Below are 20,442 nucleotides of genomic sequence, written 5' to 3'. Positions count from 1 at the left end.
TCTTTTAAGTTTAAGTCGATTCAAATATAATTGCAAAAACAGTCGATGCCGTCCGGGACGCGCCTTTTTGGAGGCGCCCAAGTGTCGTCGCGTATCGCCGAGCTCGACCCAACCTGCGCGATGCGCCTCCCACGCTCAGTAAGGGATTAGGATGCAGACAAGGTTGAGGTAGCGAGTGGAACGAGCGGAAGCCGACATTCGCGTTGTATCATTTTTTTGGTCTCTGAGCCCAGGCGCCGATGTTGGGCTGAACGTTTGGAGGCAAGCGGTTCCGGTTTTGACTCAGGCCCTCCGGGGTCGCGGCCTACAGCTGTTCCCAAGGATCGAAAGCGTGTTACAATTAAGAAAAATTAGAGTATTGTATGTTCCCATAATTCCGGATTGCGTAGGACTGATCCGTGTCCGGGAGAACCTCAAATACAAAAATAATACACTAACGTACTTTCCCGCACGATAGTGACCTGACTGGAGGACAAGCCATGCGGAACTTCGGTAAGATTTTGGCGATCGCACTCTCAATTGCACTTGTGATCGCCTGCTCGACGGCCTATAAAGCCAAACCACTGCCTTTTCGCGCGGCGGAATCGTATTCCAATGCGAAAGAGGTGGCAGGGGCATGGGTCGGCGCCCAGGCTTACGCTGACAAGGAACACGCCGAACAGGCCTTCGGATTTGACGTTCGGGGAGCCGGGATGCTTCCCGTTCAGGTGGTTTTCGACAATCGAGGCGATCATCCGATCAAAATCAACCCCGGCCAGACCTTCCTCGAAGATAACGAGGGCAATTTATGGCCCATACTTGAAAGGGAAATAGCCTATGACCGGGCTACCAAATATGCCCAGAGCAAGCAGATCGTTTCAGAAGGCGTTTACCACGGCGCGCTTGGGGCCGCGGCGGGAGCCATCATAGGCGCGGCGGTAGGCATTGTAACCGGCGCCAACGTCGGGGCGGCGCTGGGGAAAGGTGCTGCTTTGGGCGGCGCGGCCGGAGCGACCATCGGGGGAACCAAAGGGTACGCCTCCGGTGAAGCCCGCAAGGAAATCATCAACGACCTTCGAGAGAAGACCCTCGAGAATGTCCCTGTGCAGCCCAAAACCATTGCCCACGGATTTCTCTTTTTCCCCGGAGAGGCGTCTTCCGCCAAAAACCTCCGCCTTCAGATCATGGAAGAGGACACCGGCAAGGTGGATGTGTTGAATATGGCCCTGTAGGACATCGGGCGGGTTCCGAGGGATCTGACGCAGGCCCTAAACGGAGATGAAACGCAGGGCCCTGCCATACATGAACTACATGGAGCCGATTCAGGCCGCACTGGACACCATGTGCTTGGTTACACTGAGAAACACGTTGTCCGGAATGAAATCGAAATGGTCTCCGGTAGTATATCGTTGCATGATTTCGCGGGCCAGATCCTCCGCGGATTCGCCTTTTCCGAGCCGTTCCCGGAGCTGCTCGCGTAGGGATCGGGCCGCGTCCAAGCCTCGTTGAATGTGGGACCGGGCCTCCTCACCGCTCACAACTCCGCCGTGCTCGAAGGCGCAGATTTCCACTTCCAGCGCGCTCATTCTCTCCATGGATTCAATATATGCAGGCAAATCGTCGTTGGCCATGATACACATTTCATCTTTTTCGAGTACCGGAATAGGCGCGCCATCAGACGGAAAGAGAGTCTTGAGTTCAGGCACGTAAGCGCCCAGACAGCACTTGCTGTGTCCGGGGATCTCGAGGATCCGCACGACCACGCCATTCCCAAGATCCAATTGATCGCCTTCGCCCACCACCCGCGTCAGCTTCGGCGGAGAAAACGAGAGGTCTATGCCCTTAAAGGACGGTCCCATACCCCGCATCGTTCTCGCCCTTTCCTCGAAACCGGACATCAGTTCGGCGGCTTTAGGTATACCGAAAATGCGCTTGGTTTCAGCGGAGCCCATAATCTCGAGGTGGGGATACGCCCTCTGAAAATAAGGGACGGCCGTGCAGTGATCGAAATGGGAATGAAGAATCAACAGGCCGTATATACGCTTCCGGTCGATGCCGAATTCATCCAGCTGGCGTTCCACCAGGGGGACCGAAAAGGACATGCCCCCGCCGATAATCAGGTATTTCTGGCCTTTGATCAGGTACATGGCAATATGATCGTCGCCCAGAAAAAACAACTGATCCGTGATGGGGCCCGGCTTCTTGTGAATCATGGGTTTTCCTTTTGTCTTTATGGGTTAGCGGGGTGTTGAGAAACCCCGGTTATCACAGGTTGTTGAAAAACGATGAGATGCAAGGCGCGCAAATCCTGAGGAAGGCGTACATAGAGTACGTCGCAGTGACGAAGGATGAAGCGCAACGCCGCAGATCGCGTTTTTCGACAGCCTGTTAGGGATTCAGGAACAGGTGCGCGAATACCTTGGCGTCACCAACCAGAGCGTCGAGGGGACAGTACTCGTTGGGTTGGTGCGCCGTTTCGCAGGACGTAGACCAGACGGCGACGGGGAGTCCGGCCCTCCGGAAAAACGCGGCCACGGTGCCGCCTCCGACTCCGCCCGGCTGCGCCTTACGGCCGTACACCGCTTCCACGGCTTTCTGCAGGCCCAGCACAACAGGGGCGTCCGCCGGCGTGGGAGGCGAGGCCTGATCTTTCATCACCGCTTCAACCTCGACACGCACGCCGGTATCCCGCTCCACCGATCGACAGATACGCTCCGCTTCCCGCTGTACGTCATCTATGGGATATTGTGGAAGCACCCTCGAATCCAGATAGAACACGTCCTCGCCCGGAATCGTGTTTACATTGGGGACGTTGGCTTCCTTTTTTGTGGGTTCGAACGTGCTCTGGGGCGGATGGAACAACGGATCCTCGGCCGCGTATTCAGAATACAGACGTTCCAGGGCGATTACCAATCGGGCCGTGGCGCGGAAGGAATTGATCCCTCGCTGGGGCATGCTCGCATGGCACTGCTTGCCCACAACGCGAAACCTCAGCCACAACATGCTCTTTTCCGCCACTTCGATCAGGGTCCCATCCTCATTCCCCGCGTCCGGAACGACGATCAGATCGGTGGCCGCGAACAGATCGGCCCGATGCTTGAGAATATATTGCAGACCGTATTTGCTGCCGGTTTCCTCATCCGCCACAAACACCAGACCCATGTCGTGAGGAGGCGTAATGTTTTCCTGGAGGATCGCCTTTACGGCGGCAACGGACGAGACCAAACCGTGCTGATTGTCCTCCACGCCCCGCCCGTACAGTTTGTCTCCGTCCACTTTCAACTCATACGGGTCACTGTCCCAAAGTTGCCGTTGCCCCGGAGGCACGATATCCATGTGACTCAGCACCCAGATCTTTTTGCTCGAATCGGCGCCTTTCCATACATAAACCAGATTGGGCCGGTATCCGCAGGGCGCCCGGTCGTCGGGCGCATGAATCTCGTGAGTTTCGTCCGGCGCCAACTCCCTCATTTTTTGCGCGATGAGTTCGGCTTTTCTTTCTTCACCTTCCCCGTCGTTATCCGGTCCAAGGGCCGGGATAGCCGTCAGCTCCTTCTCCCATTCGATAAAATCCGGAATCATTTCATCGAGACGCTTGGCAACTCGTTGGAAAGGCATAAGGTCTCCTTGATAAAGGTCGTTCGTTGAAAGTACTATCGGGAAAGCACAAAACAGTTTTGCCGGTCGGGATCTTCCAATCCGTTTCCGTCGGGCGTCCGAGAGGTCTTCGCGTGTTCACTCCCCTCATTTTTTACACCGAGAGAGGCATAAGATCAAGGTTGAGCGGGCCGCCCGAGACGGAGCATCGCCGGCGTCATGTATACTGCATACAACTAGAGCTGCCGGGCTCCCGGAGCTTGCATGCGTTTAACTACTTGTAATAAAAGCCAAAAAACATGATCGATACCGCGGGGGGCCTCCCCTTTTCTGTTGACACTAACTTCGTCTTCCGCCTATAGTTTGGACGAATTTGATGGGGTTGATTTCTTACCAAACATAGGAGCCGAAATGGACTTCTCGCTCTCCATGGAACAGGAAATACTGCGCAAATCCGTTCGGGACTTCGCCCTTAACGTCATCAAGCCTGTGGCGCAGGAATTGGACCGAGAGGAAGCGTTTTCATATAATACCATGCGGGCCATGGGAGAACTGGGCCTGTTCGGCATGTTCGTGTCCGAAGCGTACGGCGGTCAGGAGGTGGATTATACCTCCTACATCATTGCCGTCGAAGAAATCGCTCGTGTGGACGGTTCCCATGCCGCCACCGTTGCAGCCGCCAACTCCCTGGGCATCGGCCCTCTTTACTATTACGGCAGCGAAGAGCAGAAAAGAACTTATTTACCCAAGCTCTGCACCGGGGAAGCCTTGTGGGGATTCGGACTCACGGAACCCAACGCCGGTTCGGATGCAGGCAACACCCAGACCTCGGCCGTCCTGGAGGGATCCGAATGGGTGATAAACGGCAGTAAGATCTTCATCACCAATGCCTCAACGGACATTACATGGGGCTCCACGGTGTTATGCAGGACCGGAAAACGGGAGGACGGAAAAAAGGAACTCAGCTGCATCGTCGTGGAAAACGGTACTCCCGGATTTCTGGCCAGACCCATGCACGGAAAAATGATGTGGCGGTCATCCAACACCAGCGAACTCTATTTTGACGACTGCCGCGTGCCGGAGGAAAATCTGCTGGGGCCCCGGGGCGAAGGGTTTCATCAGATGTTAGGCACTTTGGACAGGGGCCGGCTCAGCATCGGAGCCATGGGATTGGGCGGGGCCCAGGGAGCATACGATCTCGCCATGAAATACGCCCGCGAGCGGGTACAGTTTGGACAGCCAATCGGCAAGTTTCAGGTGAATTCATTCAAACTGGCCGACATGGCAACGATGATCGAAACCGCCCGCCTCATTCTGTACAAGGCTTGCTGGCTTTGCGAGTCGGGCCGGAATTTCAGCAAGGAATCCGCCATGGCCAAGCTGTATTGCTCGGAAGTTATGCGGGACTGTGTAAACCACGCCGTGCAGTTGCACGGCGGCTACGGTCTCATGCAGGAATATGATGTCGAGCGGTTCTACCGGGACCAAAAGCTCCTCGAGATCGGAGAAGGCACATCCGAGGTCCAGCGCCTGGTCATCGCCAGGCTGATAGGCGCTCTGTAATCCATCAGACCTATTCAACGGCTCACAATCCTTTGTCTTTTGACGGGCATCGACGCCGCGTTTTCCCTGCGATATCGTCCGAGCATACAAAGGGCGGCAGCGGTCTCGACAAAATCGATAAGTTCTGGAAGGGATATGGTGCTGTTGAATGCTCCCAGATGTGGCCCGGTCATCAGACTGATTTCTTCCTCGGCTCGGTTGAGGGCCTGCAAACGAAGCTCCGATACTCCCCGGTCTCGCAGGAACGTTTTAAACTCGTCGTCCGTCATACGCTCCTGGTCCGCGACCCGTAGGAACTCCTCCATGTGGCGGTCCACACCCATTTCCTCAATCATCCGATCGGCCAAACGGGATACGTCCACCGGAAGGTCTCCGTCGTATTCCACCCCCACGAATCCCTCATAATAATGAAGGAAGATCCCCCGAATCAGTTCTTCCAGCAGGCCCCTGTCGAACAGATCTCTCGCGTCCACTGGAAGTCCGTCCTTGTCCAATCCGATTCGACGGGGTTCTCTGTTTCGAAAACAGCTTCCCGTCACCAGCAGCAGGCTCAGCAATTGCGTTCCCACAGGACGATAGAGTCCTCTTCCCTGCCCCCTGAAGACCGAAAAATGTTCGAAGTCCCGCACCCCGCTCAGTCCGACATTCGGGTACGCGCAGGATTCGAGCCATTTATCAAGCCTGCCTCGAAGGGGCCATTCGTAGACACCGCCGTCCTCGCGTCGCCCTCGCTGGACCCGGTTGTGAAAAAGCGGTATGGGCGCCGTATGAACGATACCTCTGGACGAAAGCGTTCCAAGAAGCAGGGCGTTACGGAATAGTACTTCCGGCAGTTCATTCTTCCGGCGTCCTTTGGCCTCTTCGGGCCGGTTTGGATAGGAGAAGTAATCTTCCGTGGCTCGATAGGCCATGGCGTAGCGTTCGGGATGCCACTGCCCGCCACCATCAGTCAAGATCGGCAGGTCCTCCAGCCTGAACACGTATGAGCCCTGGAAGCACATAGGTTCGGGTATTTCGAATCGGACCGGAAACCGGTGCTCGTCGGATCTCAAGCGTTCCATCCATAACGCCTCTGAGCAAAGCTGGTCCGGTGTTTCCCCGGCGCGAGCCACTTTCACCACCAATAGTCCGCCCTTGGGATCCGTCCGCACCACGAGACTCCTCCCCATGATGGTCGGGTCCGCTTGCGCAGGTGTTCCCGCCCTCTCGATCAACTCGTTCCAGGACACCAGTGGTCGGCTCCGGCAAAGCGGCATATCGAGCACAGGTCCATGAACAAAAAACGGCAGCGAGCCCATGGCCTCGGCAGCGGCCCTGCGAACGGTTTGCACCTCGTGCTCGCATACCGTTTTGTCCTCGAACAGGCTTTCCAGGGCACGGAGAGTGTCGGAGCAAATGGAGTCCGTTTCTTCTCTAGCCCGGTTGTGAAGTTCGCACACCGCGAGGTACTTGGCCGAGAAGTCCCACTCCTCTGTTCTGACCGCCTGTTTCAACAGGACCAGATATCGATCCAACCACGAGCCTCCATGACAACGTCGGTTTTTTCCAATCCTTCGGCCGGGAAGTCCGTGTTTCCTGGTTACGCTGCGCGAAGCCGGCGCCCACGCGCCATGCCTGCAGGTCCTCCAGCCGATTTCAACCCAAGAATCTCAATTTTCCAGCGCCCTGCGCCGTCTTTCGCATTTCTATCCGAGACGAGCGTCGCTGTCCATACGTTGTATACAACCCGCTCACAAGGCTTTCCGGCTAGACCCCGAAAAAAGACGCGGTCTTCGTGAGGCGATTCCGCAACTGCCCGAAGGCGGCAAAAGCCATCGGGGGGCAGGGCCAGCCTGAGAAATCCGGAGAAGTCGTAGCTTGGAAAGCGTTTCAACCATTTTCTCCACCGGACTTTATTGACATAACGCAAAAAATGGAAGAGATTTTAAGGGTCCGCAGATCCAGTCCGCTCTGTCCGGACGAAAAGGCGAAATCGAACCATCGACGAGGGGATCCCACCCGGCGCCCCTTGAATACATACGGATCCAATGAGGCTTCGAGATGCGAACATCCGCCCGTGTTTTTGGCGCTGCCGTTCTTTCCCTGACAATGATGGCGCCTTTTTCCGTCTTTTCCCAGGAAGGCGGCGTGTCTTCGCCAAAGACGGTGTGCGTGAGCCCCGAGGATTATGGCGAGAAATCGCTTTCGGAAATCAAACGAGTTCTGCTGGAAAGGGCGAAACGGGAAGCGCTGAACGAGATCCTCACGAATGAGACGACAGCCGCTGGAGGGCCGCCCGGCGCGAAACTGAGTGACCTCGGCCTCTCCGATCTCGCTGCGGACATGGTTCAAGTTAAAGGGACCTCACGCTTTTTCAGCGGGTCCAATTTCGGAGAAATGTGTCTCGAAGGCGTGTTCTTCATAGCGAAACCGGACTTGGAGAAAGTGACGCCTCAGGTCATCGAGCTCCCTGATTTTTGCTATAGCAACGAAGCATTGCCCATCGGCCGCCTGAAGGAGGCCGCGAGAAGGGAAGCCGTAAGGAAAGCCCTGATGCGGATCAATCCTGCCATGATCAACGCGGATTCCGAAACGCTCGATCGATTGGGAAAAGGCGCTGTATTCAGCAACGAAAAGCTGGACATGTCGACTCTGTCGTACTGCTACGACTTCCGTCTTTCCGTGACCCCCCTTGCCATCGAACAGTACCGTGTGTCGGCAGCGGAACCGGCTCCACCCACATCCGAAGACAAACCGGTCAGAGGTCGCACGGTGTTCACGCTAAATCCGTCGGACTATCAGGTCGGAGATCCTTTGAAAAAATACGGCTCCATGATCCGCGTAGCCCGAAATCCATACGTGGAAAAGGGGATCGGCGAGAAGACGATCGAAGCCTCGTCCTCTTCCTCCTATCTGGCGTTCAATCGGGAAAATGTCGGGCTCCCGGATGATTTTACCATCTCCTTCAGGATGTACGTGCTCATCGGCAGCGTAACGGACAGTATGTGGTTCTCTCTGGATGACGGCCTGCGTAAGCGGGAGGATCGAATCCTGTTCTGCCTCGCTTGCGCCCCCACGCCTTTTATTCAGTTCGTTCCCAAGAGCCGGAACGTCAAGACCGTTCGGAAAGACCTGAACAAAACGTCGCACTGGGCGCATGTCCGGTTTGTCAAGCGTGGGGACACGGTTTCCGTTTTCCTGAATGACGGGGAACTGGGGAGTGAAACGTTTTCGGGAATGGAATCGCTGAAGGAAATCCGGATCGAACTCATTCCCAAGACCGTGTACACGGATCTCGTTATAGAATCGGAGTAGGAATAGGGATAGCCCGGAAGCGGCTGGAAACGGTCAGGACAGCAAGGACTCGCCGCGAATAGGTTCAACGGAAATGGTGCAATAGATCTAAGTCCTTGATCCGAATGAAGCCTGGCCTCCCGGGGCCGCCTGAGAAGGCTCGACAGGGAGCCGAATCCTCCTTCCTGGGCCCTGGCCGGAACGATCGGTTTCTCAACGTTCGCTTCCGGCACCACACCGCCCGTCAGTGCGTGCGCGGATCCTCGTGTTCATCAAGATCGATAAATTCGGTGGAGCGGCGGCATCTGGGGCACACGGCCGGGGGTTTTCTGGCGTATTCGATGATATGACAGCCTCTGCAGTTTGCGTATTTGCAGGTGGGACACCGCTCGGACTCGGTTGTATATTCACAACTCGTGCACATCCAGTTGTACATGACGTTTCTCCCCCCGGAAACCGCCCCAAAACACGCGGGGCCAGGGTGTCACTGCTGATTTGGGTGAATGATTCAAAAAACAGCCTTGGCCTGTAGCCCATCTATACAAAATTGGGTGTACTGATTTTATTAAACATGAGAAGACCGTTGTCAAGGGCGCTCGTCGTGGTTCTCCGGCTCCGGGCTGCGGCACGGAGAAAAAGACCCTCCTGACGCAGGATGGGGTGGATGCACGGAAGGGATGTTTGAGGAAAGCTATTCCAAGAACGATAACGGATTTAGTACAGTTGAAGGAGGTGATGCGTCAAACGGGTTCGATTGCGTACCCCCATTTCGCGAAGATAGACTTAAGATGATTTTCGACCGTATATCTGCTGATGCACAGTCTCTCCGACACTTCCGTGTTGGTGAACCCCTGACTGACCAGAAGCGCCACGTCGCATTCCCGTCGACCCAGGCCCCGTTCAGCCAGACGTTCGCACACAGGCGCGTTCCTGATCCTTTTCCCATCGCCGTCCCTCCCGTCGGATCGGGCTTCTCTTGACTCCAGGTCCCTTAACTTCCGGAATATCTCGTACAGATACGGCGCCAGCAATTCGGCCTTGGAAATATCGGTGGGAGAAAAATCGTCCGCGATCCTGGGACGCAGAAAGGCCAGGGCTCCCAGCAGCTTTCCGTACTTTTTCAGGATGATCGCCATCTGATAATAGATGGACTGAGGCGCAAGAAAATCGTTGTAATACTCGGTTCGGATCAGCTCCTCGAAGGGAATGAGCCGGGGTGTGGTAACCACGCACGGCATGTCGGGGAGTCCGATGACGTAAGGATCCAGGGCATGGAAATAGGCTTCATACAGATTCATGAATTCGAAATCGAAACCGCGCGTGACGACCCCATCGTACTCGAGGCCAATACCATGGGCGTCGGCCAGAAAGAACGTGCTCTTGTCACACCGAAAGATGTGTTCCAGTTGACGGAGCGACTCTTTCCTCGCTTCGTCCATCTCGTTGCACTCGAGGGCCGCTCGCGTAACCAGGAGCACGTCCTTCAAGTCTCGTTCCATCAAGCGTGACATAGCCCGGTCCGGATTTGAGGGTTTTCTGAAAAACTATCAGCAAACCGCTTCGAGGGCAAGATAAATGACTGATTTCAGCTATTGACTGCCGCTCGGATCCTGGCAAAATGATCGTAAAATAGTAGATTACCCTCGAACAACTTCTGTTTGTCACAGGTATCGCATGCCGAGTGCGGAAAACCGGGACAAAAGACGGTCTTTAGGCCGACTCACTCCGTCAACTCGTAAGGCAAGCGGGTTCAGCTTCTCCGTACTCACCGATTTAACCAAATGGAAAGGAGGAAACAGACAAGGCAAGGGTAATAAGTCGGCTGATCGCTTCAACCACTTATCTGCGGAAGGAGGTCGGAAGGCAATGGAGGTCACGAACGAACTTTTGATAAAGCTCTACACTCAACTGGTGCGCGTTCGAAAGCTCGATGAGAAGATGATCGAGTGCCTGTTTGCGGGCAAACTGCGCACTTTTTTTCACAGCGGCCAAGGGCAGGAGGCTCCCGGCGTCGCCCTGTGCGCGCACCTGAACGACGACGATATGGTCTTCTACAATCATCGCTCGCATGGTTTGAACAAGTGCTTGCCCAAGGGTATGCCCGCCAAACAGATCCTGGCCGAGCACTTTGGAAGAGCCACGGGGGGCGGCAATGGTTTTGCAGGCTTCCACTATGCGGATCTGAACCTGGGTCTTCCCGGAATGGGCGGCATGGTGGCGGGAGAACTCACGCTGGCCGCGGGCGCCGGCATCGCCTGCCAACTCCGAGGAAAGGGACAGGTCGTGGTGTCCTGCTTCGGGGATGGAGCCACGGGGAGAGGGCCCTTGCATGAAGGCATGCTCATGGCCGCCGCATGGAAGCTCCCTGTAATCTGGTTCTGTGAAAACAACCTATACGCCCAATGGACCAGAGTGAACGTGACGCACCCAAGAGAAGATCTGTCGGATCTAGCCCAAGGCTACGGCATACCGGCCGCCATTGTGGACGGCCAGGATGTGATGGCCGTGTACGAGGCGGTCGGTCCGGCCGTCGAACGAGCCCGATCGGGAAAGGGTCCCACGTTCCTCGAGATGAAAACCTACCGCTTCCGTCCCCATGCCGAGGGTTTCCCCGATTTTTCGGTTCAAACCCAGGGAGGCATGCGCCCTTCCACGGAAACAGAGGAGTGGATGCGGAGAGACCCCGTCCGGCTCTTCAAAACCTCTCTGATGGAAAAGGGAGTGCTCACTCAAGACGACGTCGTACGAATCGATAAGGAAGCCGACGACGAGATGGCCGAGGCGGAACGTTTTTCCGCCGAAAGTCCATGGCCGGATCCCAAGGATTTCGACAAAGCGCTCTATGCCGACTGAGAAAGGAGGTGCGACGTGAGACAGATCTTATACAACGCGGCTATAAACGAAGCCATGCATGAAGAAATGGAACGGGACGAGACCGTATACATGATCGGTGAGGAATGCAGCCAATGTGTCTGGGGGACGAGCGCAGGATTGAGCGAAAAGTTCGGCGCCCATCGAATTCGTGACTCGGCCATCAGTGAGGCGGCCATCATCGGTTCTTCCGTGGGAGCCGCTCTAGCCGGTTACAGGCCCATCTCCTACATGATGTTCGCTGACTTCATGATGTGCGGCGCGGATGAACTCCTGTACAAAGCAGCCAAATGGCGCTTTGCTCACGGCGGCAAGGTGAAGATCCCCTTGGTCGTCCGAGCGCCCATCGGCGGCTACTCGGGCATAGGAGCCGAGCATTCTCAATGCATGGAATCCTGGGTCTGGAGAACGCCCGGGCTGAAGATCGCCATCCCTTCGAATCCTTACGACGCCAAAGGGTTGCTGAAAACCGCCATCCGGGACGATAACCCGGTGGTATTTCTGGAACACAAGAACCTCATGGGCATGGAAGGCCCCGTCCCCGAAGAGACCTACACCGTGCCTTTCGGAAAGGCTGAAATCAAAAGGGAAGGCACGGACGTTACCATCGTGGCCACCGGCTATCTGGTTTCCGTGACGCTCCAGGTGGCGAATCTGCTGCAGAAAGAAAAAGGCGTCAACGTCGAGGTGATCGATCCCAGAACCCTCGAGCCTCTGGACTTGGACACCATCCTCGCGTCGGTGAAAAAGACCAAGGGCGCCATCATCGTGGACGAGGATACGATGCGTTGCGGACCGGGAGCCGAGATTGGGATGCAGATCATGGAGAACGCCTTCGACTATCTCGACGCTCCGGTCAAGCGGGTTGCAGCGAAGAATTATCCCATTGCCGGCGCGTATCTCGAGCAGTTCGTTCTGCCGCAACCGCAGGACATTGCCAACGCCGTGGCGGAAGTGACGGGTGACTCCGAACCCTTGAATGTCGCAGGTCGAGTTGCTACCAAGGGCGTGTTTTAAAAAAGGGTTCACCGTTCAGGAATCGCGGTGCGCAACCCCGCCATGCGCACGGGTTCACCTCAACAGGATTACGATGAAATCGTTCGAGGGGACCCCTTAAAGGGGGGGCCCCCTCGGATACCTTACCACATCTTAGAGACGGTTTTCGGGCCCTCGGCGCTCAAATCGGTTCGACCGGAAAGGCGATAACCCGGAACATCGGGTGTTGACGCTTTCAGGAATGGCGCCGGATGACGCCCGATTGAAACCGGGAAAGCCGCGGCTCCATCCCGGTCCCAACGGGACAGAGCCTGCACGGGTATCGGAACGCCCATTTGGTCCGTTCAGATACATATGAAACAATAACCAGCGTTAGGAGTGCGATTATGGCGGTTCCCATCCACGTCCCCAAACTTGGGATGACCATGAAGGAAGGCCTGATAGTCGAATGGAGGGCCAAAGAGGGCGACTGGATTGAAAAGAAAGGCATCGTGCTGGTCATAGAAACGGAAAAGATCACCTACGAAGTGGAGGCGCCGGGCGCGGGTTTCCTTCATATACTTCTGGGCAGGGGAAATAAAGCGGATGTAGGAACGGTGATCGGACTGCTGGCCGGGACGGAAGAGGAATTGAAACAGGTCCAGGTCGAGCAGCCCTCCGGCGCGGTTGCTGAGGCGGCTGAACCCCCCAAAACCGCTGCTGCGAAGGCGCCTCCAAAAGCCCGGGCTCCGGAGCAAAAACCCTCTTCGCCATCGTCCCCGGCCGCGAGACGATTGGCCGCGGAACTGGGCGTCGATCTGAGCCTGGTGGAAGGTACAGGGCCCGGTGGACGCGTCAGGGAAGGGGACGTCAGAAAGGCTCATGAAGAAGGGCCGCCCGCGCCGAAAATTACTGCTCTGGCCATGGAGATGGCAATGCAGGAAGGCCTGGATATTGCCTCCATTCGAGGAACCGGTGAAGGAGGAAAAATCACGCGCGGGGACGTGGAGCGCTCGATGGCCGCTGAGACCAAAGAAGAACCGCCCCCTCCTGCGACGTCCATTCCGTTCACCGGTATGCGCAAAGCCATTGCGGTGAACATGCGATCCAGCCTGCAGAGCACGGCCCAGTTGACCACCTTTGTGGAAGTGGACGTGACTGAAATGGTGCGTTTTCGCGACCGTGTTCGGGAGGAATACAAAAGGGACGATTCGGTCCGAGTGTCTTACAATGACATCATCATACTCGCCGTATCCAGGGCGCTGAAGCGCTTTCCCATTATGAACTCTACGTTGTCGGGCGATGAAATTCTTGTCCATGATGCGGTGAACATGGGGGTTGCAGTGGCGTTGCCGGTAGGGCTCATTGTGCCCGTGCTGAGGAATGCGGACAGAAAGGGACTTCTCGAAATCGCACGGGATGCGCGCGAACTCGCCAGGAAAGCCCGCGAAGGCCGCCTGTGCGTGGACGAGGTCACCGGTGGAACCTTCACGGTAACCAACGTCAGCATGTTCGAGGTGGACGGAGTGACTCCGATTCTCAAACCTCCGGAGACCGGTATTCTCGGCGTCGGGCGTGTCAAGGAAAAGCCGGCGGTTTATAACGGTCAAATCACTATACGGTCCATGATGTTTCTGAGCCTGACCATCGACCACCAAGTGGTGGACGGCGCGCCTGCGGCCGAGTTCCTGCAAACCGTGAGCAGATATCTGGAGCAACCCTATTTGATCATGTCATGACGATTCCGTCTTCCGGTTCCGGAAAAAGGATGCCCCGACGAGCCGAGCCCTTTTCCTGAAAGTGCGTTTTCTGCTATAAGAAAAAGAGATCTGGATGCCATGTCACCCTGTCGGTATGCAAATGGACGGAGCCAGTTATGTCTGAAAGGAAGCCGTTTCTCACGGCAAAGGCCGCAGTCACCGGAGGACCGTATTCTCAGGCGATTATCCACAACGGGCTCATCTATCTGTCCGGAGCGGGCGCAGTAGACCCCTCATCGAACCGGTTGGTTCTTGGCACGATTGAAGAAGAAACCCAAATGGGCCTCGAAAACATGCGTATTGTGCTCGAGGAAGCGGGTTCCTCACTGCAAAAGGTGCTGAAAGTGACCGTCTACCTGCTGGACATGGAGGAATACGACCGATTCAATGCGGTTTACCGGAGTTATTTCAAGATCGATCCACCCGCAAGAACCTGTATTCAGGCCGCGAAGCTTCCCTTCGGAACTCGGGTCGAGATGGATTGCGTGGCCGCACTTTAAAGGAGAGCGCAAATGGCCTTTTACGTTATTGACGAATTGGACCGCAAGAAATTAGGGGACGGGGTACACATCCAGGTCATGCCCGGAGATCGGGAGATGATGGTGTTCTACAGCATCGACGCCGGAGGAGTGATTCCCATGCATTCGCATCCCCACGAGCAGATGGGCATGGTGATCGAGGGGACCATCGAACTGGACATTGCCGGCGAGCGACGTTCGGTAAGTCCCGGTCACGCATATCACGTGCGTTCCAACATACTTCACGGGGGCAAGGCCGGCGACAAACCCGCGCGTGTGGTGGAAGTGTTTTCACCTCCAAGGGAGGATTTTCTATAGGACGGCTTCAGCCGGGAAAAACACGGGACGAGTGTTTCCAAGGACGGAGCCTAACAGGCTGAACCGAGAACATGGCAGCCCGCAACAACAGCTTTCCGTCCCCTGTCTTCAGATTTCTATCGGTCCGGTGGGGACGCGGAGGCTTTGGCTTCGGGCGCATCCAGGTTCTTCAGCCATGGCTTGATGTCCAGAATCGGGGTGCCGTCCAGGGCGTCCATGCCTCGCACCTCGATGCGATTCCCCGAAATCCGAAGTACGTCAACCACATGGAGCCCTATGGGGTTCGGCCGATGGGGACTCCTTGTCGAGAACACGCCCCTGAGGGGCTCCGACCGATCGCCTCTGGGATGGACCCTGAGTATCTCGCGATCCGCCCTGTCAAACCATGTGAGCACCACCAGGGTTTGCATATTTGCAAGACCCTCCAGCGCCGCTTCAAAGGTTTCAAAAACCTCGAGAGCGGAAGGCACATCCGTTTCCCTTCCCTGCTTCGGGGCCTCTCCGATTCGGCTCCAGTGAGATCTCACTTTTCCTACCGGAATCAGTTGCATACCGTCCTCAAAACGTGCTACCAAAGTATTCTCCTTTTCGGCCTCCGGCCACCATGAACCCGGTGGTTCGTTGTTCCATTTGTTCTGTCTGCAGCAGAAAACGAGGTGTCGATAATGTACGATAATGTGCTGAAAGCTTTGGTTAGCGGAGTTTACGTGATCACTGTTGAGGATCAGGGCCGTATCAACGGAATGACGGCGATCTGGATCTCCCAGGTTTCTTTGGATCCGCCGCTCATCGGCGTTGGGATATCTCCCATGCGTTTGACTCACGGCATGATTCTGAGCAGCAAGAAGTTCACGGTAAATGTTCTGACCGAGGGCCAGGAACAGTTGGCTCGGGACTTCGGTTTCAAAACAGGGCACTCGGAAAACAAGTTCGAGGGAATCAACTACTCCCTCTCCTCCAATGGGTGTCCCGTTCTTCCAGATATCCATTCGTACTTCAACTGCAAACTCGTTAGGACCCACAACGTGGGTGATCACAGCCTATTGATCGCTGAAGTCGATGACGCTATCATTATAAATGAAAACAAATCCAAACTCATCTTCGACCCGGAAGACTTCTTTTAGAGTGACGGATGCTGCACGAAGAAGGCATTGTCAGGAGTGTGCATGGAGACAACGCCGTGGTGTCGACCCATAGGGGAACGGCCTGTGAATCCTGCGGTGCGCACGGAGCGTGCAATGCCATGGGCGGCGGGCGTGAAATGGTTGTTGAAGCTCTGAATGAGGCCCAGGCGTCGGTTGGCGATCGCGTCGAGATTTCCATCGAAGAAACGTCTGTTCTGAAAGCCTCGGTATTTGTCTACTTGATTCCCGTGGTGATGCTGTTGATTGGAGCGGCTATCGGCAAAATCCTGGGGGCGCGCTTGGAGAAGGATACCGACATTGCAGCGTTCCTGTTCGGGATCGTCGCTTTCGCCGTATCCCTGGTCATCGTACGTCAAGGCGGCAGAAAGCTCGGCCGGCAGTCGAAGTATGTCCCCATTATTACGAGGATATTGGCCAAAGAGCAGGCATCGAACACAGCAACCGGTTGACCACATCGACGCACACAGTTTGTCGAGGTGTTTTGCCCGCCTCAAGGAGCAGGAGGAATTATGCTTTGGAATCGCGTTTTATTGCTTTATGACAATTCCCCGACGTCCCTCAAAGCTGTGGAATATGTGGGAAAGATGTTCGGGAAAGTCCAGGGTGTCTCGGTAACACTGATCGGAGTCTCCGAGCACATTCCGGGCCATGACCTCGAGGGAGATGCCCCCGGCATGGACAAACTCAGAGCCAGTTTCCACTCCATGGAGATCAAGCAGGAAAAAATGAAAGCCCAAATAGGCGGTGCGGTGGACCTTTTGGCCAAGGCCGGAATCCAGTGCGAGCGGATCGACATGAAGTTCCAGGAGACGCGCCATCTTGCCAAGGAGATCATCCGCGAAGTCCAGGAGGGCGGTTTCGGCACCCTGGTGATGCCCTATCGCGCTACCACGAACATTTTTAGTGTCTTGTCCGGAGACCTCAGCAGTTCAGTGATCAAAGGTTTGAAAGGATGTACCGTCTGCATAGTAAGTTGACTTTCGTTTTTCGTTCACCCCGTTGAAGACGACCCGCGCCGCCGGGATCGGCGATGGAACATCAAGCCGGCCGGGTTCTATCGCAAGTGAACGCTGCTCCAGAATGAAAAATCCCCCTTTGGTCGAGGGGGATTTTTTTCATCTGAACGCTGAAAACGCTATGTTTGGTACTTCTTCCAACCGGACGTATGCAGTTTTCGGTCGTCTTCCGTAATCACAAACCCTTCCACCCCATACCTCCGCTCCATGAACGCGATCCCGTCGGCCGGTTCCATGACGAAGACAGCGGTGGACAGCGCGTCCGCCTCCACGGCTCTTGGCGCCAGCGCGGAAACACTGGAGTAAAATCGTGGAGAGACTCCGTTCCAGGGATTCACGATATGGTGGTAAAGCTTTTCACGATCGAAATAGACCTCGTAATTCCCCGAGGTGGCAAGGGCGCCATCCCGAAGTCGGATTATGGCCGCATACGAATCCGAACTCTTGGGATCCCGTATGGCGATTTTCCACGGCGCTCCATCACCCTTGCCGCCGGCCACGCGAATATCCCCGCCTGCGTTGATCAGAAAATGCTCTATTCCTCGCCGGGTGAGTTCTTCAGCCGTCCAATCCACAATCAGACCCTTGGCGATTCCGTCCAGAGTAATACCCATGCCTTCTCTTCGGAAAAATACGCCCGAAGGCGACATCTCCATATACCCCAGGCCTACGGACTTGAGGCAGCGCCTGACAGCCTCCCTTGAAGGGGGCTTCTGGCTCCGCTCGAAACACTCGCGCATCAAGTCGAGCAATGGTTTGACCGTGATGTCGAAGGCGCCGTCGGTTTCACGGTGGAACAAAACCGAGAGATTCAGCGCGCGGGATACTTCAGGGGCCACATCTTTGAGACTTGCCTCCCTGTTTAGCGCACAAACGGGACTCTGATCGGAAAAGCGACTTAGTATCGATTCCTTCTGACTTATTAGATCGAAACCGGCTTCTACGGCCTCTTCGCCCAACGAACCCGACTCGTGGAACACGGCTATATTGACAAAGGTCCCCATTTGAAGCCGGGTCTTCGACACCTGGCGCCATTCGTGATTAAACTTTACACTAGACAACGAGCTGGCCGCGGCTCCGGTCGCCAAGGCCATGCCACCGACGCCCGACAATCTCAGAAATGCGCGACGATCCAACATGTCGTTACCCTTTGTGTTCCGGCTGAATCTCGGCTAGTGTCTTCCGGAAACAGTAAAGACCGCACTGCAGACATCGCTGTGCCTCGCGGACCGCGTCGGCCTCCGAAAGCCCCAGCTCGACTTCATCGAAATTCAGGCGGCGTTGGTCGACCGTCAATTCCGGCATGTGAACCCTGGGCGATTTGTCCACTCTACTTTGCAGATCCAACTCGTTCGCACCATCGAAGAGTTCCTTGCGCAAGTACCTCGGGGCCGCCACTTCCTTTCCGCTCAGGTGAAGGTGAATGGATCGAGCCGCCTTGCGTCCGGCTCCAATGGCCATCACTACCGTCGCGGCGCCGCTGACGGCGTCTCCGCCGGCAAAGACATTCTGAACGCTCGTCTGCATTGTGTCTTCATTGGCGTCAATCGTGTTCCATTTGGTGATCACAACCTCCGACTCATACTTCCCCTGGTTGAGGAAGGTGAGGTCCGGAAACTGACCGATGGCGCTGATCACATTGTCGACCTCGAGTACGGTTTCCGAGCCTTCCACCGCAACGGGTCTTCTGCGCCCGCTGGCGTCCGGTTCCCCCAGTTCCATCCTCACAAATTCAAGGGCCTTCAGCCTTCCGCCTTCCGAGATCAGACGGGTGGGAGCGGCCAGAAACTGGAACTTGACACCTTCGTGCTCCGCTTCGACGATCTCGATCTCGTTGGCGGGCATTTCATTTCGAGAGCGCCGGTACACGATGGTTACTTCCTTGGCCCCAAGTCGCCAACTCGTACGGGCCGCATCTATGGCCGTGTTGCCGCCACCGATGACCGCCACTTTCTTCCCTATGTTGATCGGTTCTTCAAGACCTCGTTTGACGAGAAACTCGGTACCGGAAAGCACTCCCTGGATTTCACCCTCATTGTCCAGCCCCAGCCGTCTGCTGTCCCATGCTCCCGTGGACAGGAACACCGCGTCGTAGCCGTCCTTCATGAACCCTTCAATGGTAACGCCTTCTCCGAAGGACGTATTCAGGTGCACGTCTACGCCCAGGCCCGTGATGCCTTCAATTTCCCAATCCAGGATTTTTTTGGGTAAGCGATATTCCGGAATACCGTATCGGAGCATGCCTCCCAATTTTGGCATGGCTTCAAACAGAGCCACCTTGTGGCCGAGACGCGTGATGTAGTAAGCTGCGGACAAACCGCCCGGGCCTCCTCCAATCACCGCCACTTTCTTGCCCGAATTAGGGGCTATGGGCACATCGATCCGTTTTCCACTTCTTAATTCATAATCGGCGCAGAACCGTTTGAGATGGTTGATATTGACCGCTTCATCCACCTTCAGACGACGGCACACCGACTCGCAGGGATGGGGGCATACGCGCCCAATACTCAGCGGGAAGGGATTTCGTTCCTTTACCACCTTCACCGCTTGCTCATATTGTCCGTCGGCGATCAGGGAGATGTATCGTGGTATATCGATCTGGGCAGGACATGTTTGCGCGCAGGGCGCCTGACACTCCTGACTCGAATTGAATTGGAGCACCCTGGCGGAATCAGACACCAGCTCCAAAACATTCTTGGGACAATTTCGGACGCAGGTCCCACATCCGGTGCACTTAAGGTGATTCACGACGGGTATGCCGCTCTCACCGATGTGTATGGCGTCGAAAGGACAGTTTGCCGCACACGTGCCGAACCCGACGCATCCGATGTTACAGATGCGATCGCCTCCGGCGACCATCACGGCGGCGGCGCAGTCGTGCACGCCGGAATAGATCATTTTTCGGTCGGATTTCTCTACGGTTCCCGTACACTTCACGTGGGCCAACTCCGGTTCCTTTTCTTCCATGGCCACACCCATGATGGCGGATACGGCAACCTGAACCGACGGCCCTCCGCCTACGCAGCAGTTCGCCGGAGCTTTCTTGGCCACGATGGCGACAGCTGCGGCGCTGCAGCCCGGAAATCCGCATCCGCCGCAATTTGCACCGGGAAGAGCTCCTTCGACTTCCATCACTTTGGGGTCCACGTATACGGCAAACACCTTAGAGGCAATGCTAAGGCCCAATCCGGCAAACAACCCCAGTCCGCCTATAGCCAGAGCCGCTTCAATCATAAAAAAACCTTTCAAAAAATATGTTACACATTCTAATAGGTAGATACCCGAGAGTCCATGCCCAGGCCCGATCCGCCACCGTTCCACTTGATTTGCAGCCTGGGCCGATACAGTTACAAAAGAATTTCAATTTATAAATTTAAGCATTCTATGTCTGATATCAACGGATTGTTGAAATCGGTGAGCAAGGCGC

The 20,442-nt window shown here is 55.8% G+C and carries 18 protein-coding genes; 11 read left to right on the top strand and 7 right to left on the bottom strand.

The genetic code is table 11. From position 1 onward, the window contains the following. Positions 1 to 479: 479 nt before the first annotated feature. Positions 480 to 1,211: a hypothetical protein gene (locus tag HY788_22230; protein ID MBI4776863.1), complete on the top strand. Its 732-nt coding sequence runs from the start codon at positions 480 to 482 to the stop codon at positions 1,209 to 1,211. Positions 1,212 to 1,301: 90 nt separating this feature from the next. On the opposite strand, the gene HY788_22225 is transcribed toward HY788_22230, so the two are convergent. Both HY788_22225 and HY788_22220 read right to left on the bottom strand, forming a co-directional pair. Then, complete coding sequence (locus tag HY788_22225) at positions 1,302 to 2,192, bottom strand: MBL fold metallo-hydrolase (GenBank protein ID MBI4776862.1); 891 nt, start codon at positions 2,190 to 2,192, stop codon at positions 1,302 to 1,304. 175 nt (positions 2,193 to 2,367) lie between these two features. After that, positions 2,368 to 3,597: a M20 family metallo-hydrolase gene (locus HY788_22220; GenBank protein ID MBI4776861.1), complete on the bottom strand. Its 1,230-nt coding sequence runs from the start codon at positions 3,595 to 3,597 to the stop codon at positions 2,368 to 2,370. 390 nt (positions 3,598 to 3,987) lie between these two features. Between HY788_22220 and HY788_22215 the strand changes: the two genes are divergently transcribed. After that, positions 3,988 to 5,139 (top strand): acyl-CoA dehydrogenase family protein, encoded by a 1,152-nt coding sequence (locus HY788_22215; protein MBI4776860.1) that lies wholly within the window; start codon positions 3,988 to 3,990, stop codon positions 5,137 to 5,139. A gap of 14 nt (positions 5,140 to 5,153) precedes the next feature. Here the strand turns inward: HY788_22215 and HY788_22210 are convergent, their stop codons facing one another. Continuing rightward, positions 5,154 to 6,653, bottom strand: a complete 1,500-nt coding sequence (locus HY788_22210) for a SidJ-related pseudokinase (protein ID MBI4776859.1) — start codon at positions 6,651 to 6,653, stop codon at positions 5,154 to 5,156. 526 nt (positions 6,654 to 7,179) lie between these two features. Here HY788_22210 and HY788_22205 point away from each other — a divergent pair. Further along, on the top strand, positions 7,180 to 8,433 hold the full coding sequence (locus HY788_22205) for a hypothetical protein (protein ID MBI4776858.1): 1,254 nt from the start codon (positions 7,180 to 7,182) through the stop codon (positions 8,431 to 8,433). A 719-nt stretch (positions 8,434 to 9,152) separates the two neighbouring features. Here HY788_22205 and HY788_22200 read toward each other — a convergent pair. Continuing rightward, entirely contained in the window at positions 9,153 to 9,923 is a 771-nt protein-coding gene (locus HY788_22200) for a hypothetical protein (protein MBI4776857.1), read from the bottom strand. 355 nt (positions 9,924 to 10,278) lie between these two features. Between HY788_22200 and HY788_22195 the strand changes: the two genes are divergently transcribed. From HY788_22195 to HY788_22175, 5 genes are all read left to right on the top strand, one after another. After that, on the top strand, positions 10,279 to 11,265 hold the full coding sequence (locus HY788_22195) for a thiamine pyrophosphate-dependent dehydrogenase E1 component subunit alpha (protein MBI4776856.1): 987 nt from the start codon (positions 10,279 to 10,281) through the stop codon (positions 11,263 to 11,265). Positions 11,266 to 11,280: 15 nt separating this feature from the next. After that, positions 11,281 to 12,300, top strand: a complete 1,020-nt coding sequence (locus HY788_22190; GenBank protein MBI4776855.1) for an alpha-ketoacid dehydrogenase subunit beta — start codon at positions 11,281 to 11,283, stop codon at positions 12,298 to 12,300. A gap of 365 nt (positions 12,301 to 12,665) precedes the next feature. After that, on the top strand, positions 12,666 to 13,997 hold the full coding sequence (locus tag HY788_22185) for a 2-oxo acid dehydrogenase subunit E2 (GenBank protein ID MBI4776854.1): 1,332 nt from the start codon (positions 12,666 to 12,668) through the stop codon (positions 13,995 to 13,997). A gap of 137 nt (positions 13,998 to 14,134) precedes the next feature. Beyond that, positions 14,135 to 14,518, top strand: coding sequence for a hypothetical protein (locus HY788_22180; GenBank protein MBI4776853.1), 384 nt, complete (start codon positions 14,135 to 14,137; stop codon positions 14,516 to 14,518). A gap of 12 nt (positions 14,519 to 14,530) precedes the next feature. Then, positions 14,531 to 14,854 (top strand): cupin domain-containing protein, encoded by a 324-nt coding sequence (locus HY788_22175; GenBank protein MBI4776852.1) that lies wholly within the window; start codon positions 14,531 to 14,533, stop codon positions 14,852 to 14,854. Positions 14,855 to 14,970: 116 nt separating this feature from the next. On the opposite strand, the gene tsaA is transcribed toward HY788_22175, so the two are convergent. Further along, on the bottom strand, positions 14,971 to 15,405 hold the full coding sequence (gene tsaA / locus HY788_22170) for a tRNA (N6-threonylcarbamoyladenosine(37)-N6)-methyltransferase TrmO (GenBank protein MBI4776851.1): 435 nt from the start codon (positions 15,403 to 15,405) through the stop codon (positions 14,971 to 14,973). A gap of 114 nt (positions 15,406 to 15,519) precedes the next feature. Here tsaA and HY788_22165 point away from each other — a divergent pair, with 114 nt between their 5' ends. The 3 genes from HY788_22165 to HY788_22155 are packed head-to-tail and all read left to right on the top strand — an operon-like array spanning position 15,520 to position 16,976. Beyond that, positions 15,520 to 15,978, top strand: coding sequence for a flavin reductase (locus HY788_22165; protein ID MBI4776850.1), 459 nt, complete (start codon positions 15,520 to 15,522; stop codon positions 15,976 to 15,978). An 8-nt stretch (positions 15,979 to 15,986) separates the two neighbouring features. Continuing rightward, positions 15,987 to 16,448, top strand: coding sequence for a SoxR reducing system RseC family protein (locus HY788_22160; protein ID MBI4776849.1), 462 nt, complete (start codon positions 15,987 to 15,989; stop codon positions 16,446 to 16,448). Between the two features lie 60 nt (positions 16,449 to 16,508). Next, the gene (locus HY788_22155; GenBank protein ID MBI4776848.1) at positions 16,509 to 16,976 is read left to right on the top strand and encodes a universal stress protein; all 468 of its coding nucleotides are present in this window, start codon (positions 16,509 to 16,511) and stop codon (positions 16,974 to 16,976) included. 158 nt (positions 16,977 to 17,134) lie between these two features. Here the strand turns inward: HY788_22155 and HY788_22150 are convergent, their stop codons facing one another. Together HY788_22150 and HY788_22145 are read right to left on the bottom strand one after the other, a co-directional pair. Next, a complete protein-coding gene (locus HY788_22150) occupies positions 17,135 to 18,154 on the bottom strand; it encodes an FAD:protein FMN transferase (protein MBI4776847.1) in 1,020 nt (339 codons plus the stop codon). A 4-nt stretch (positions 18,155 to 18,158) separates the two neighbouring features. Continuing rightward, complete coding sequence (locus tag HY788_22145) at positions 18,159 to 20,249, bottom strand: RnfABCDGE type electron transport complex subunit B (GenBank protein ID MBI4776846.1); 2,091 nt, start codon at positions 20,247 to 20,249, stop codon at positions 18,159 to 18,161. Positions 20,250 to 20,442 lie beyond the last annotated feature (193 nt).

This window comes from Deltaproteobacteria bacterium (genome assembly GCA_016208165.1).
Taxonomy (GTDB): Bacteria; Desulfobacterota; Desulfarculia; order JACQYL01; family JACQYL01; genus JACQYL01.
The sequence above is the reverse complement of the archived record's forward strand: the minus strand, read 5'-3'. Positions and strand labels throughout refer to the sequence as shown.

Bases quoted from the DNA above. Each gene is read 5' to 3' on its own strand.
- HY788_22200 (MBI4776857.1), bottom strand. From the start codon at position 9,923: ATGTCACGCTTGATGGAACGAGACTTGAAGGACGTGCTCCTGGTTACG.
- HY788_22150 (MBI4776847.1), bottom strand. From the start codon at position 18,154: ATGTTGGATCGTCGCGCATTTCTGAGATTGTCGGGCGTCGGTGGCATG.
- HY788_22205 (MBI4776858.1), top strand. From the start codon at position 7,180: ATGCGAACATCCGCCCGTGTTTTTGGCGCTGCCGTTCTTTCCCTGACA.
- tsaA (MBI4776851.1), bottom strand. From the start codon at position 15,405: ATGCAACTGATTCCGGTAGGAAAAGTGAGATCTCACTGGAGCCGAATC.
- HY788_22185 (MBI4776854.1), top strand. From the start codon at position 12,666: ATGGCGGTTCCCATCCACGTCCCCAAACTTGGGATGACCATGAAGGAA.
- HY788_22145 (MBI4776846.1), bottom strand. From the start codon at position 20,249: ATGATTGAAGCGGCTCTGGCTATAGGCGGACTGGGGTTGTTTGCCGGA.
- HY788_22215 (MBI4776860.1), top strand. From the start codon at position 3,988: ATGGACTTCTCGCTCTCCATGGAACAGGAAATACTGCGCAAATCCGTT.
- HY788_22195 (MBI4776856.1), top strand. From the start codon at position 10,279: ATGGAGGTCACGAACGAACTTTTGATAAAGCTCTACACTCAACTGGTG.
- HY788_22230 (MBI4776863.1), top strand. From the start codon at position 480: ATGCGGAACTTCGGTAAGATTTTGGCGATCGCACTCTCAATTGCACTT.
- HY788_22155 (MBI4776848.1), top strand. From the start codon at position 16,509: ATGCTTTGGAATCGCGTTTTATTGCTTTATGACAATTCCCCGACGTCC.
- HY788_22160 (MBI4776849.1), top strand. From the start codon at position 15,987: ATGCTGCACGAAGAAGGCATTGTCAGGAGTGTGCATGGAGACAACGCC.
- HY788_22180 (MBI4776853.1), top strand. From the start codon at position 14,135: ATGTCTGAAAGGAAGCCGTTTCTCACGGCAAAGGCCGCAGTCACCGGA.
- HY788_22165 (MBI4776850.1), top strand. From the start codon at position 15,520: ATGTACGATAATGTGCTGAAAGCTTTGGTTAGCGGAGTTTACGTGATC.
- HY788_22220 (MBI4776861.1), bottom strand. From the start codon at position 3,597: ATGCCTTTCCAACGAGTTGCCAAGCGTCTCGATGAAATGATTCCGGAT.
- HY788_22225 (MBI4776862.1), bottom strand. From the start codon at position 2,192: ATGATTCACAAGAAGCCGGGCCCCATCACGGATCAGTTGTTTTTTCTG.
- HY788_22175 (MBI4776852.1), top strand. From the start codon at position 14,531: ATGGCCTTTTACGTTATTGACGAATTGGACCGCAAGAAATTAGGGGAC.